This is a genomic window from Cobetia marina (assembly GCF_001720485.1).
Classification (GTDB): Bacteria; Pseudomonadota; Gammaproteobacteria; order Pseudomonadales; family Halomonadaceae; genus Cobetia; species Cobetia marina.
The window spans coordinates 3,099,167-3,112,682 of sequence record NZ_CP017114.1 but is presented as its reverse complement, the minus strand read 5'-3'; the positions used below and the strand labels follow the sequence as shown (position 1 = coordinate 3,112,682).

Genomic DNA, 13,516 nt, shown 5'->3' with positions numbered 1-13,516 from the left:
TGTTTCTTTCTTATTAGCTGTTATCCCGGAGATGTCTCGATGGACAAGGAATTGCTCGCGCTGCTGGTCTGCCCGCTTTGTCAGGCCAAGCTGACCTATGATGCGGCGAATGCCGAGCTCAAGTGCTTCTATGATGGGCTGGCCTATCCCGTGCGTGACGGCATCCCCGTCATGCTGGAAGAAGAAGCGCGCGTGATGGATGCCGACGAGAAGCTCAAGGGGAGTCGCGGCTGATGAGCGATGTGGCGCACAGCAGTGATGTGACAGGTCGTGGCGCCGTGGTGGTGATTCCGGCGCGCTTCAACTCCTCGCGCCTGCCCGGCAAGCCGTTGGCGGACATCCATGGTCGGCCGATGATCGAGCATGTCTGGCGCAATGCATGTGCCAGTCAGGCAAGCCGTGTGGTAATCGCCACGGACGATGAGCGTATCCGCACCGTCTGTGAGGGCTTCGGTGCCGAGGTCGTGATGACTCGTGCCGATCACCCCAGTGGCACCGATCGTCTCGCGGAAGTGGTCGAGCGGCTGGCACTGGCTCCCGAGACGCTGGTCGTCAACGTGCAGGGAGATGAGCCGCTGTTGCCTGCCGCGCTGATCGATCAGGTCACCTTGCGTCTCGAGGAAGACGAGGGGGCTTCCATCGCGACCCTGGCCGAGCCCATCACCAGTGTCGATAGCCTGTTCAATCCCAATGTGGTCAAGGTGGTGCGTGATCTGCGTGGTCGCGCGCTGTACTTCTCGCGCGCACCGCTGCCGTGGGATCGGGAGCACTTCACCACGCCGCCGACCGTGCTGGCCACCGACTCCTGGTTGCGCCATATCGGTCTCTACGCCTATCGCGCCAGCTTTCTGAGCGATTATGTCGATTGGCTGCCGGCGCCGCTGGAGCAGCTCGAGCAGCTCGAGCAATTGCGCGCACTGCATCATGGTCATGCGATTCAGGTCGCCATCGCCTGCACCTCCCATCCTGCCGGTGTGGATACCCAGGAAGATCTCGAGCGCGTGCGTGACTGGCTGACGCAAGAGGCCGGTGATGAGTGAGTTGCTTGAGCGGATAGCGGCGCGCAGACCGCCGGTCAGACGAATTCTGATGGTCTGTCTGGGCAATATCTGTCGCTCCCCCAGCGCGGAAGGCGTACTGCGTGCCGCGCTGGCACGCCATGGGCTGGATGAGCTCATCGAGGTCGACAGCTGTGGTACCAGTGACTGGCATGTGGGCGCTCCGCCGGATTCACGTGCCATCGCGCATGCGGCTGAGCGTGGGTACGACATCAGTGGCCTGCGCGCCCGCCAGCTGTGCGTGCAGGACTTTTATGACGTCGATCTGATCCTGGTGATGGATGATGCCAACCTGAGTGACGCGCGGCGTCTGGCACCCCAGGACAGTCCGGCACTGCTTGGCCGTCTGCTGGACCTGCTGCCGACGCCGCTGCCGACTCTGGCGCGAGGCAGTCGCGAAGTGCCGGACCCCTATACCGGGGGGCCTGAGGCCTTCGAGCAGGTGCTGGACCTGATCGACATCGCCTGTGAGGCATTGATCGATGCCCTGCCACCTGTCACGCGGGCCCCTTCATGAAGGCGTCCGACAAGACATCGACGAGAGCATCACTGACGGCCTGCAATACCCTGGGCTTTGCCGCCACCGCACGTACCTTCAGTGAGCCACGCAGCGTGGCCGAGGCGCGTCGCCAGATTCTGGACTCGCGTGCGGCCGATGAGCGTCTGGTGGTGATCGGTGGGGGCAGCAATCTGGTGTTGCTGCCCTGGCTGGATGCCCATGTGATGCGCCCGGCCTTCGAGGCCATGACGATCACGCCGGCAGCGGATGGCAGAACCGCCACCGTGAGTGTCGAGGCGGGCAAGCGCTGGCACGCCCTGGTGATGGAGCTGGCGACAGCTGGCTGGTGGGGCTATGAGAATCTGGCCTTGATTCCCGGCTGCTGTGGCGCAGCCCCGATCCAGAACATCGGTGCCTATGGTGTCGAGCTGGCCGACCATCTGCTGCGACTGGAAGTCATGTCGCTGGAGGATGGCAGCACGCGCTGGCTGAGTCGCGAGGAGTGCGCCTTCGGCTACCGTGACAGTCTCTTCAAGGGGTCGCTTGAGCATCGCGTCCTGATCACTCGCCTGGAGTTCGTGGTGACGCGTGAAGCGACACCGCAACTCGCCTATGGGGACCTCGCTCAGCGCGTCAATGCCGCCACACCGCAAGGGGTGGCCATCACGCCATTGAGCGTGGCGAATGCCGTGATTGCCACGCGCAGTGAAAAGCTGCCGGACCCTGCGGTGCTCGGCAATGCGGGAAGCTTCTTCAAGAACCCTCAGCTTGCCGCCGACGAGGCTCGCGAGCTGTTGGCGCATCATCCGACCTTGCCGCACTACCCGCAGGCCGATGGCAGCGTGAAACTGGCGGCCGGCTGGCTGATCGACCAATGTGGCCTCAAGGGGGCACGTCGGGGTCATGTCGGCGTGCATGATCGCCAGGCGCTGGTGCTGGTTCACTTTGGGGGCGGGCAGGTCTCGGAGCTGCTGGCGCTGGCACAGGAGGTGCGTGAGAGCGTTCATGCGCGCTTCGGGGTCTGGCTGGAGCAGGAACCGCGCGTACTGGGAGAGATGGCCGCGACGCCTTCCTGACGGTTGGTCGGTTTGTCGAAGGTATTCCGCCACGAAAAAGCCCCGCAGAGTGATCTGCGGGGCTTTTTCGTGGCGGGTCAATCCCCTGCCTGCACCGATGAAGCTGGTGAGGCAGGGGGCAGGGCTCAACGTGACGTGCTGTCGTCGTTGTCCTGCGAGCTGACTTCTGCCTGACCCTCTGTCGCCTGAGCATCGGCGGCCGCTTTCTCGGCGGCCTCACGCTCACGACGACGAACTTCGCGCGGGTCATTGTAGGCGCGAGCACCACGGCGGCGACGTGAAGCGTTGGCGGTCCCGGCTGCCTCATCTTGCTTGTCATCGCTTGCAGGTGCCTGAGCGTCTGCCGCGGCGATGTCGTCATCCTGTGCTGGCGTTTCCGTCTGCACGGAGGCGGTCGCCTCGACATCTTCCAGAGCGGGCTCTGCTGGCGCAGCCTCTGCCTGAGACGCATCAGGCTGTGCATCGGCCTGAGTCGACGCCAGCGGGGTCGCGGCAGATTCCGTCTGTGGCTGCTGCACTTCCGGCTTGGCGGCTTCAGACTGTCCTGCATCTTGCTCGGCAGGTGCAGTCTCCGGAGTCGCTTCTACCTGAGCTGTCGCCTCTGGCTGCGTCGCCGCTTCGCTGGCGTGCTCAGTGCGATGGGGGTGTCTGCTTCCACGCAAGCTTCGGTCTCGGCCACGGACGCCGTCTCCTGCGGCATCACGCTGTCCTTCAGCGCCTGGCTGTCGACGGCCGCTTCCGGTGCGGTCTCCACCGCGACCTGCGCCTGTACCGCGCTGTCATCCGCCTTGACGTCCGTTGCTGCCACATCGGCCTCGGCATCGGACACGGTTTCAGAGGTGTCGGCATCGGTATCGGTCGTTGCGCTCAGCGTCTCGGCCTGCGCTTGATGAGCGCTGGCCTGCTGCGGTGCATGCTGTTCAGTACGCTGGGTGGCGTGCTGTTCAGTGCGCTGAGCCTGATGGGGCGTGGCAGACGCGGTGCTGGAGTCGCTGACCTCGGCAGAGCCATCCCGTGTCGTCACGTCCTGTTGCAGGGCTTGCGTGCTGGGCGCACTGATTTCCGGCGCCTCTGGCGTCTCGGCGACCGACGGCTGCTCATCAGGCGTGGCGTCGTCAGCGGCCACTGCCACGGCCGGCGCCACGTCCGTCTCCACCTTGGCGCTGACGTCGGCACTGGTGTCGGCAGGCGCTGCCTTGTCGCCGTCGCTGTCAGCGACGACAGCTTGCGCTTGCGGTTCACTGCTCTCGACCGTCTCAGGCGCGACCTTCACGCCTTCGGCACCTTCCTCGGCAACGGCGGGAACCGGTTGCTGCGGTGCTGCGGTCGAGGCGACGTCATCGAGCACGGCGTCGGCTGGCTGAGCGCTCTGCGCCTGCGGGCCGGCCAGTGCCATGGCCTTCAGGGACTGCTGCTGAGCGACGGCATCGGGATTGAGTGCATGGCTGCGGCTACGAGCGCGCGGATTGTTGCGCGTCGGCTGCTGGACATCGTCTGCCTGCTGCTCGCTCTGCTGGGCCTGTTCTGCCGCCTTGATGGACTCGCGAGCATGATGGCTGTTGACCTGCTCTGCCTTGTCCGCCTTGGAAGGCTTCTCACGGCGCGCCGGCTTGTCATCACGCTTGGCAGCATTGTCCTGCTTGGCATCGTTCTGCTTGGCCTCGTTCTGCTTGGCAACGTTCTGCTTGGCATCGCTCTTGGCATCATTGCCGGACGGCGCCTTGGCAGGTGTCTGTGCGTCGGATGTCTTCTCCGTCGCTTCTGCCTGCGGCTTGCTGTCGTTGGTCACGATGTCCTGAGCGTTGTCCTGACGCGACTCGCTGGACTTGCGACGATTGCCACGGTCATTGCGCTGACGACGCTTGTTGTTGCTGCGACCCTCGGAGCGGTTGTCGCTCTGGCTGTCGTTGCGACCATCGTTGCGACCATCGTTGTCGTTGCCGCGCGTGTCCTGCTGACGAGAGTCCTGCTGACGCGAGTCCTGCTGGCGTGAATCGCCCTCGGCGTTGCGGCGACGATTGTCGTTGCGTGCGTTGCCGCGGTTGGCATTGCGGCCATCCTTGCGTGCATTGCCGTCGGTTGAGGCTTCGCTGACGCTTTCGCGACGTTCGCGTGCCTTTTCCAGTGCCTTGCGGGCTTCGCTGGACTTGGCCGGCGTCGCGCTGGCGCTGTCGTCGCTGCCCAGCAGGCGGCTGAAGCCCTTGGCCAGACGTGCCAGCAGACCGCCGCCGGAAGGGGCTGCTGCCGGTGCCTGGGTGGCCGGGGCCGCCGTGGCCTCGGATTTGCTCACCGCATTGCGCCCGTCATTGCGAGAGGTCTGACGATTGTCGTTGCGATTGGCATTGCGGCCGTCGTTACGAGTGTCGCTGCGCGATCCCTGACGACTGTCGTTGCGAGTCTCGCTCTGGCTGTCGTTGCGATTGTCGTTGCGATTGTCGTTGCGGCTGCGGTTATTGCTGCCATTGCCATTGCGACGACGGTTGCCGTTCTTGGCATTGTCGTTGCCGTTCTTGGCATTGTCGTTGCCGTTGCCGTTGCCGTTGCCGTTGCCGTTGCCGGAAGCGGAGGTGTTCTCGTCAGTCTCGGCGGGCTCGCTGACTTCCGGTGCGGAGGCGGGGGCAGGCGTCGTGTGGGACACGCTCTTGACCGCCGCTTCGGTGCGTGCCGGTGGCTTGTCGAAATTCGGATCCGGCTCCTTGCCGACTTCGGTCTCGACGGACAGCTCGAAGCTGGACTTGTCGGCACCGTCTTCATCGACATGGTCATCACGCAGACGCACGACTTCGTAGTGCGGCGTGTCGAGTTCCGGGTTCGGCAGCAGCACGACATTGACGCCCTGACGACGCTCGATGTCGAACAGCGTGGCGCGCTTCTCGTTGAGCAGGTAGGTCGCGACCGGCACCGGCAGGATGGCGCGGATCTGCGAGCTGCGCTCCTTCATGGCCTCTTCCTCGATCAGGCGCATGATCGAGAGCGCCATGGAGCGCACGTCGCGGATGGTGCCCTGGCCGTCACAGCGCGGGCAGACCACGCCGCTGGTCTCGCCCAGTGACGGACGCAGGCGCTGACGCGACATTTCCATCAGGCCGAAGCGTGAGATGCGACCGATCTGCACGCGAGCGCGGTCGATCTTGAGCGCGTCTCGCACGCGATTCTCGACTTCACGCTGATTGCGCGCCGGGGTCATGTCGATGAAATCGATCACCACCAGGCCGCCGATGTCACGCAGACGCAGCTGGCGCGCGATCTCGTCCGCCGCTTCCAGGTTGGTCTGCAGCGCGGTTTCCTCGATATCGCTGCCACGCGTGGCACGCGCGGAGTTGATGTCGATGGAGACGAGAGCTTCGGTGTGGTCGATGACGATGGCGCCACCGGAAGGCAGCTTCACTTCGCGCTGATAGGCGGTCTCGATCTGGGATTCGATCTGGAAGCGCGAGAACAGCGGTACGTCGTCTTCGTAGAGCTTGATCTTCTGCTGATAGCTCGGCATGACCTGACGGACGAAGGACAGGGCTTCTTCCTGGACGTCACCGGAATCGATCAGCACCTCACCGATGTCATTGCGCAGATAGTCGCGCATGGCACGGATGATGACATTGGATTCACGATAGATCAGGAAGGGGGCAGGGCGGCTGGCGGCAGCCTTGGTGACGGCATCCCAGACCTGAGCCAGATAGTCGAGGTCCCATTGGAGCTCTTCTGCGCTCTTGCCGATACCGGCGGTGCGTACGATGACGCCCATCTTGTCCGGCAGGGTGAGGCTGTTCATCGCCTCTTTCAGCTGGGCGCGCTCTTCCCCCTCGATGCGGCGGGAGATGCCACCGGCACGCGGGTTGTTGGGCATCAGCACGAGGAAGCGGCCGGCCAGACTGATGAAGGTGGTCAGGGCGGCGCCCTTGTTGCCACGCTCTTCCTTGTCGACCTGGACGATGACTTCCTGGCCTTCCTTGAGCACTTCCTTGATGTTGGGGCGGCCTTGGCCCGGGTCCTTGCTGAAGTACTCGCGGGAGATTTCCTTGAGCGGCAGGAAGCCGTGGCGATCGGCGCCGAAATCGACGAAGCAGGCTTCCAGGCTGGGCTCGATGCGGGTGATCTTGCCGCGGTAGATGTTGGCTTTCTTCTGCTCGCGGGCACCAGACTCGATGTCGAGATCGTAAAGGCGTTGTCCGTCGACCAGTGCGACGCGCAGCTCTTCCGGCTGGGTCGCGTTGATGAGCATCCGTTTCATGTCGTCTCGCTAGACTGGGCGTGCCGAAGGGCAGCCGCATTTGCGTCGGCGACGAGGAACCGTTTTCAGCTTCGTGTTGTGCTCAGCGCATGTCGTGGGATGCGTCTTTCGCATGCAGGCACGTCTCGTGACGTGCCACATGCGGCATGATCATGTTGAGTACTGGAAAGAGGCAGGACGTGTTGCGGGGAACGTTGACTCCTCCGGCCCTGCGGTCTCTTCCCTAACACCTGGCATTCGCCGATTCATCGACGCCGGCCTTCGGCACGGATATCGAATGATTGCCCGGGCATCATGCCCGGGCGGTAGTGTGTCATTGGCCCACCAGAAGGCTGGGCATTGCATCGTGTTGCTGCGCTCGAGGGCAGTGACGTGTCTCGCGAGGAGGTGGCGTCACGGCCGGTCGCGCTGCGGCGCGCGGGGTAACACGTCCCGCGCCCGCTGATAGCGTTACCTCGCCATCTCTGGCGCGGACGTTATCGATGTCTTTCGTCATGATGCTGGCCAGCCAGCGGCATTGGACGACTGTCCGTGAGGCGGCATTCGTGATCTGCAATCGGCAGACCCGTTGCGCAGGACAGCACGCGGCCGACAGTCCAGGTGACAACAGGGTGCGTGAAGACTCTGCACGGTGCTGACGTCGGTGCGCATTGTTTCGTCGTGGGCCGGCTGGCCCTGTTCACGTGGTCTGCATGGGGTTTCACGCCGCATGCAGAACCGTCTACCTCGCCGTCTCGGCGGGGTCGTGACGCGGGTGATCGGGCATATAGAGAAGGCCCATCTCACTGGGCCCGAATATACCAGTAAAGGTATGGGCCAGCAATTCGGCAGGCATATCAAATGCTTCGCCCGAATGCCCGCCATTCGTCCCGGGTTTCGCGGCCTTGAGCGGCGCAGCCAGAGCCCTCCGATGGCGGGATGATTCCCCATTGGTCGCATGACACCGTAGAATGGCCAGTCTGAGTGCGCCCCGGCGTACGGCAACATGATGAACAGGCCGCGCGAAGGCGAGGCCGGAAAGGAGCGAGACATGGCCGAGGGCCAATCAGTCCAGTGGATCGAGGTTGCCCCGGAACTGGCCGGGCAGCGCATCGACAATTTCCTGCGTACACGTCTCAAGGGGGCACCCAAGGCCTTGATCTATCGCATCGTGCGCAAGGGTGAGGTTCGGGTGAACAAGAAGCGCATCAAGGTCGACTATCGCCTGCAGGCGGGAGACCTGGTGCGTGTACCGCCACTGCGCCTGTCGCCGGAAGCTGCGGTGCAGGAAGTCAGTGGCAATCTGCGTGAGGTGCTGGCGGGCTGCATCGTGCGCGAGACCGATGATTTCATGGTCATCAACAAGCCGTCCGGTCTCGCCGTGCACGGCGGGAGCGGCGTCAAGATCGGGCTGATCGAGGCCATGCGTCAGATTCGTGATGAACTGCCGTTTCTGGAGCTGGTCCATCGTCTGGATCGTGATACCTCCGGCTGCATCCTGCTGGCCAAGACGCGTGCGGCGTTGCTGCAGCTCAATGCGGACCTCAAGGCCCACAAGATGACCAAGCTGTATCTGGCGCTGGTGGAAGGGCGCTGGGACTCGCGGCGTGATTACGTCAATGCACCGCTTGAGCGTTACGACGGCGGCAACGGGGAGCGTCGCGTGCGCGTCGACGAGGCCGGCAAGACGGCCAGTACCCGTTATGCGGTGCGCGAAGCCTATCCCAGCATGACGCTGGTCGAGGCCGAGCCGATCACCGGGCGTACCCACCAGATTCGTGTGCACTCCGTGCATGCCGGTCACCCGCTGCTCGGCGATACCAAGTACGGGACCGAGCGCGGCAATGCGCTGGCGAAGAAGGTCGGGCTGGAGCGCCTGTTCCTGCATGCCGCTCAGCTCAGCTTCCCGGACCCCACCGACGGGCGGACCGTGACGGTCCGTGCGCCGCTGGACAAGCGCATGAAGCGCGTCCTTGCCAATGCCCGAGAATTGGGAGCCCGTCATGACTGACGCCTCTGCGGTACTGCCTTTACCTCGCTATCGTCTGGTCATCTTCGATTGGGACGGTACCTTGATGGACTCCGAGGCACGCATCGTCGATTGCCTGCAGGCGGCCTCGCTGGCGGTCGGCATGGGAGAGCTTCCGGCGCATGCCGCGCGCGACATCATCGGTCTCGGATTGCCGGAGGCCATGGCGCGGCTGTTCCCCGGAGCTTCGGCTGCCCAGTGCGAGGCACTGGTCGAGGCCTACAAGCAGCATTTCGTGGCAGTCGATACCACGCCGCTGGATTTCTTTCCGGGCGTGGAAAATGGCATCGAGCGTCTGCGAGCTCACCCGGAGCAGCTGCTGGCCGTCGCGACGGGCAAGAGTCGTCGCGGGCTTGATCGGATGTTCCACGCCCATGACTGCGGTGACTGGTTCCACGCCTCGCGTACCGCGGACATGACGCTGTCCAAGCCGCATCCACTGATGCTCGAAGAGCTGCTGGCCGAGTTGAACGTTGAGGCGCATGAGGCGCTGATGGTCGGCGATACCGAATATGATCTCGAGATGGCGCGTGCGCTGGGCATGCACAGTGTCGGTGTCACCTATGGTGTGCACAGCGTGCCGCGACTCGAGGCCTGTGCCCCACAGCGCATCGTCTCGCACTTCGATGAATTGATGGAGTGGCTTGGCGCGGTCAGATGATGACGGTGTCCTGCCCATGACAGGAGCAGCAAGCGATGAGTGACAGGCCGCAGGATCCCTGGCGTGAAGGGCCAGGTGGCAAGGACGAGGGGGGAGCGGGCGCGAGCGGACAGGGCGCTGACAGCGCTGCCACCTCCAGCAGCGAGGTGGACTGGCAGGCGCGTGAGCGTACCGTGCAGCTCGAGATGATGGACCGCTGGGTGCAGGGCGTGGTCACCGAGCAACGGCGCTCCAGGCGCTGGAAGCTGTTCTTTCGCTTCCTGTTCGCGTTGTTGTTCATTGCCTCGATCGCGACATCCGTGACCCTCTTCACGCTCGGCAGCCAGCCGGCAGCCTTGCCCGGTGAACGGCACCTCGGTGTCGTGCGTGTCAAGGGCGTGATCGAGGCGGATGGCGAAGCCAATGCCGAGCGCATCATCAAGGGTCTGCGAGCGGCCAATGAGTCGCCGGCCTCCGTGGCGGTGGTGCTGGATATCAACTCCCCCGGCGGCAGTCCCGTGCAGTCCCAGCGCGTCTATGACGAGTTGATGCGCATGCGGGAGCAGGGTGGCAAGCCGGTGATCGCCGTGATCGAGGATCTCGGGGCGAGTGGCGCCTATTACATGGCAGCTGGCGCCGGCGAGATTCTCGCGGCACCGTCGAGTCTGGTCGGGTCCATCGGGGTGATCTCCTCGAGCTTCGGGCTGAAGGGGCCGATGGAAGAGCTGGGAATCGAGCGACGTGTGTTCACGGCAGGTGACAACAAGGCGTTTCTCGATCCCTTCTCCGAGATCTCGCCTGAGCAGCGCGACTTCTGGCAGAACGTGCTGGCCACGACTCACCAGCAGTTCATCGCGGCGGTCAAGGCCGGGCGCGGTGAGCGGCTCAAGGACGATCCGGCGCTGTTCTCCGGACTGATCTGGACCGGCGAGCAGGCTCGCGCGCTCGGGCTTGTGGATCGCACCGCAACGCTTGAGGAGCTGGCCGCCGAGCTGGCACCGCAGGGTGGCGTGCATGATTACACGCCGCGTCAGGATCCCTTCGAGCGCTTCACGCGGCGCTTTGCCGGTGTGATGGCCAGCGCGTTGGGGCTTGACGCCAATGTCTCGCCGGTCAGCTATCGCCTGCCCTAGTCCTCCAGCAGTGGATCCAGGCCTGCCTCACGCAACAGTTCGCACAGGCGAATCAGCGGCAGGCCGATCAGGGTGTTGGGATCACGTCCCTCGAGACGCTCGAAGAGCGTGATGCCCAACCCCTCCATGCGAAAGCTGCCGGCCGAGTCCAGCGGGCATTCGCGCTCGACGTAACGCGTGATCTCCTGCTCGCTCAGCGTGCGAAACACCACGTCGTAGCTTTCATGGCAGACCCAGTGTCGCGCGCTGTGTGTATCCAACAGCGCCAGGCCGGTGACGAAGCGGACTCGGCGTCCCGAGAAGCGTGTCAGCTGAGCGCGGGCGGCGGCCAGGTCCTGTGGCTTGCCGAGGATCTCGCCCTCGAAGACGGCCACCTGGTCGCTGCCGATGATCAAGTGGTGTGAATAGGCCTCCGCCAGGGCGTTGGCCTTGCCCAGGGACAGGCGATGGACCAGTGCGTCGGGAGATTCCGTGGGACGAGGGGTTTCATCGATGTCAGGCGCCCCCCATGTGTAGGGGAGTCCGAGTCGATCAAGCAAGGCTCGGCGCCAGCGGGAGCTGGAAGCCAGTACCAGTCGTGTCATGGCGTTGTTCTCTTTTTGGGCTCTCGATTCGTGCAGGCGTTCGGGGCGCGAAGGGGGCGGAGCATGAGAGGGCAGGAGGTCGAGAGGGGCCGGCGCGCGCGTGATTCTCCGTGTGATGCATCGCCGCCATGCTTTCTCACGACAACTCGTTGATATGCTTGAGATTGGAGGATGCCGCAAATCCTCTCGGCATTGAAGCGACACAGGCGTACAATCGCGCGCTGAAGGATCCGCCTGACCTCATCTGTGCTCATGCTCGGGTCGGGTGGCGCGGAAAGGCCGCCATGCCGTGGGCTGGCAGAATGAACAAGTTGCTCATGCATTTTGACACCGGGAGGGGGAATCCCTATTATGGCGCGCCTATGTTGACCACAAGACTGCCGACCAAGGTCGAGCCCTACCGGCTGGCGTCAGCGGGAAAACGCCTTGAAGGCGTGATTCCTCTGGCGGACATGCCCCGTGTAGTTGAAGCGATCGGTGCACAGGAGGGTGACGTGAGCATCACGTTGGCCTTTGACATCGATACTCAGCGTCGCAGCTTCATCGAGGGCAGCATCGCCTTCGAGGCAAGTCTGCTGTGCCAGCGCTGCCTGGGACCTACCGAGCCGGAACCGCTTTCCAGCGAATTCCTGTTGGGACTGGTCACCAATGACGCACTGGCATCGCAGCTGCCCGGTGAGTACGAGCCGGTAGTGGTGGAAAACGAACAGCTGGATCTCCTGTCAGTGATCGAGGATGAAGTGCTCCTTGTCCTGCCGCAGGTGGTCTACCACGAGGAGGCCGATTGTGCCGTCTCTCGCGACCAGCTGGCCAGCGGTGTGGAACCCGAGGCCTCGGACGCACCCGCTGTGAATCCATTCAGTGTGCTTGGCACCCTGAAGGACAAGCACTGAACTCAATTTGTCGACAAGATTGGAGTAATTCCCATGGCAGTTCAGCAGAACCGCAAAACCCGTTCCAAGCGTGGCATGCGTCGCAGCCACGACGCCCTGACTGCACCGACCCTGTCCCAGGACAAGGAAACCGGTACAGTTCACCTGCGTCACCACGTGTCTGCCGACGGTTTCTACCGTGGCCGTAAAGTCGTCGATGCCTAAAGCATTGATGCAGCGCACGGCGTAACGCCGTGCGTATCGCCATCGATACGATGGGCGGGGACTTCGGTCCCCGCGCTACGTTACGGGGCACTGCCAGTGCACTGTTGCGTGACCCACGACTCAGCGCCACGCTGGTGGGTCCAGGGCATCTTCTGGATGCCGAGCTTGATTCCCTCCCTGTTTCACTCTCCCGTGTTCGTGATCGCCTTCAGACACTCGCTGTCGACGGCATTGTCGCGTCTGATGCTCGCCCCTCTCGTGTCGTGCGCAGTCGCGAGCCCAGCAGCATGTCCCGTGCGCTCGACCTGGTGGCGAGCGGGCAGGCCGATGCCTGCGTCAGTGCGGGCAATACCGGCGCCTTGATGGCGTTGGCCATGCGGGACGTGGGAACGGTCGAGGGAGTGGAGCGGCCAGCCATCTGTGCGGCGGTACCCACGCAGGGAGAGCGGTCCTGCAGTCTGCTGGATCTTGGCGCCAATGTGGCGGTCGCGCCGCAGCATCTGCTGGCATTTGCTCGCATGGGTGCCGTGCGGTGCCAGCTGGTGGAAGGTGTCGCCAACCCGCGCGTGGGGCTGCTCAATGTCGGTGTCGAATCCGGCAAGGGGACGGCGCAGGTGCAGGAAGCGCATGCCTTGCTGGCTGGCAGCGGTGCGAATTTCGATTATCTCGGCTTCGTTGAAGGGGGCGACCTCTTCGCAGGAGAGGTAGACGTCGTGGTCTGCGACGGTTTCGTCGGCAATGTCGTGCTCAAGAGCAGTGAAGGGCTGGCCCAGATGCTGTCGGCACAGCTGGGGGCGACATTGGCGGCGGATTGGCGTACGCGCCTGATGGCCTGGTTGGCACGTCCGGCATTGACGCGCCTGTCTCGTCAGCTGGATCCGGTGCGCTACAACGGTGCCAGTCTGCTGGGCGTGGCCGGCGTGGTCGTCAAGAGTCATGGCGGGGCGGCCGCGGAGGGATTCGCCTATGCTGTCTCGCGCGCGGCGAGTGAGGCGCGTCGAGGCTTGCCGGAGCGTCTTGCGCATGCTCTCAAGGGCAGCCTGCCGGGTTAATTGCGTAAATTGGTCGGATTCTTGGTCGGCGGGGGTCGAGCTTGGTCTCACTCGGTGCGACAATGCCTGCGCCCGACCGATGTGGCATCGGGTCTGACGCGAAGGCGCCGCCTGACGTCCAGGGGGGCCGGCAGGTGTTAA

The 13,516-nt window shown here is 64.0% G+C and carries 13 protein-coding genes; 10 read left to right on the top strand and 3 right to left on the bottom strand.

Annotation, left to right across the window (positions count from 1 at the left end; all coding sequences use genetic code 11):
* The first annotated feature begins 39 nt into the window (after positions 1–39).
* From BFX80_RS13095 to murB, 4 genes are read left to right on the top strand one after another with little or no spacing between them, the layout of a single operon-like run.
* Complete coding sequence (locus tag BFX80_RS13095) at positions 40–234, top strand: Trm112 family protein (protein WP_077372055.1); 195 nt, start codon at positions 40–42, stop codon at positions 232–234.
* Positions 234–1,040: a 3-deoxy-manno-octulosonate cytidylyltransferase gene (gene kdsB, locus BFX80_RS13090; protein WP_084209141.1), complete on the top strand. Its 807-nt coding sequence runs from the start codon at positions 234–236 to the stop codon at positions 1,038–1,040. The genes BFX80_RS13095 and kdsB overlap by 1 nt, the downstream gene beginning before the upstream one ends.
* Positions 1,033–1,575, top strand: coding sequence for a low molecular weight protein-tyrosine-phosphatase (locus tag BFX80_RS13085; RefSeq protein WP_084209140.1), 543 nt, complete (start codon positions 1,033–1,035; stop codon positions 1,573–1,575). Before kdsB ends, BFX80_RS13085 begins: the two co-directional genes overlap by 8 nt.
* Complete coding sequence (gene murB / locus BFX80_RS13080; protein ID WP_084209139.1) at positions 1,572–2,633, top strand: UDP-N-acetylmuramate dehydrogenase; 1,062 nt, start codon at positions 1,572–1,574, stop codon at positions 2,631–2,633. The genes BFX80_RS13085 and murB overlap by 4 nt, the downstream gene beginning before the upstream one ends.
* 125 nt (positions 2,634–2,758) lie before the next feature.
* On the opposite strand, the gene BFX80_RS13075 is transcribed toward murB, so the two are convergent.
* Positions 2,759–3,151: a hypothetical protein gene (locus tag BFX80_RS13075; protein WP_084209138.1), complete on the bottom strand. Its 393-nt coding sequence runs from the start codon at positions 3,149–3,151 to the stop codon at positions 2,759–2,761.
* 65 nt (positions 3,152–3,216) lie between these two features.
* On the bottom strand, positions 3,217–6,861 hold the full coding sequence (gene rne, locus BFX80_RS13070; RefSeq protein ID WP_084209137.1) for a ribonuclease E: 3,645 nt from the start codon (positions 6,859–6,861) through the stop codon (positions 3,217–3,219).
* A 1,030-nt stretch (positions 6,862–7,891) separates the two neighbouring features.
* Here rne and rluC point away from each other — a divergent pair.
* The 3 genes from rluC to sppA are packed head-to-tail and all read left to right on the top strand — an operon-like array spanning position 7,892 to position 10,642.
* Positions 7,892–8,851: a 23S rRNA pseudouridine(955/2504/2580) synthase RluC gene (rluC, locus tag BFX80_RS13065; RefSeq protein ID WP_077372067.1), complete on the top strand. Its 960-nt coding sequence runs from the start codon at positions 7,892–7,894 to the stop codon at positions 8,849–8,851.
* A complete protein-coding gene (locus tag BFX80_RS13060; protein WP_084209786.1) occupies positions 8,844–9,530 on the top strand; it encodes an HAD-IA family hydrolase in 687 nt (228 codons plus the stop codon). Before rluC ends, BFX80_RS13060 begins: the two co-directional genes overlap by 8 nt.
* A gap of 35 nt (positions 9,531–9,565) precedes the next feature.
* A complete protein-coding gene (gene sppA, locus BFX80_RS13055; protein ID WP_077372070.1) occupies positions 9,566–10,642 on the top strand; it encodes a signal peptide peptidase SppA in 1,077 nt (358 codons plus the stop codon).
* Here sppA and BFX80_RS13050 read toward each other — a convergent pair.
* Complete coding sequence (locus tag BFX80_RS13050; RefSeq protein ID WP_084209136.1) at positions 10,639–11,226, bottom strand: Maf family protein; 588 nt, start codon at positions 11,224–11,226, stop codon at positions 10,639–10,641. The two genes, sppA and BFX80_RS13050, sit on opposite strands and share 4 nt — an antisense overlap.
* A 362-nt stretch (positions 11,227–11,588) precedes the next feature.
* On the opposite strand from BFX80_RS13050, the gene BFX80_RS13045 reads away from it, so the two are divergent.
* Genes BFX80_RS13045 through plsX form a run of 3 tightly spaced genes read left to right on the top strand, consistent with a single transcriptional unit; the run spans position 11,589 to position 13,375 of the window.
* Positions 11,589–12,119 carry a YceD family protein gene (locus tag BFX80_RS13045; RefSeq protein WP_077372076.1) on the top strand — a complete coding sequence of 177 codons (531 nt, stop codon included), beginning with the start codon at positions 11,589–11,591 and terminating at the stop codon, positions 12,117–12,119.
* A 33-nt stretch (positions 12,120–12,152) separates the two neighbouring features.
* Entirely contained in the window at positions 12,153–12,323 is a 171-nt protein-coding gene (gene rpmF, locus BFX80_RS13040) for a 50S ribosomal protein L32 (protein ID WP_065392644.1), read from the top strand.
* Between the two features lie 50 nt (positions 12,324–12,373).
* The gene (gene plsX / locus BFX80_RS13035) at positions 12,374–13,375 is read left to right on the top strand and encodes a phosphate acyltransferase PlsX (RefSeq protein ID WP_240499753.1); all 1,002 of its coding nucleotides are present in this window, start codon (positions 12,374–12,376) and stop codon (positions 13,373–13,375) included.
* Positions 13,376–13,516: the final 141 nt, after the last annotated feature.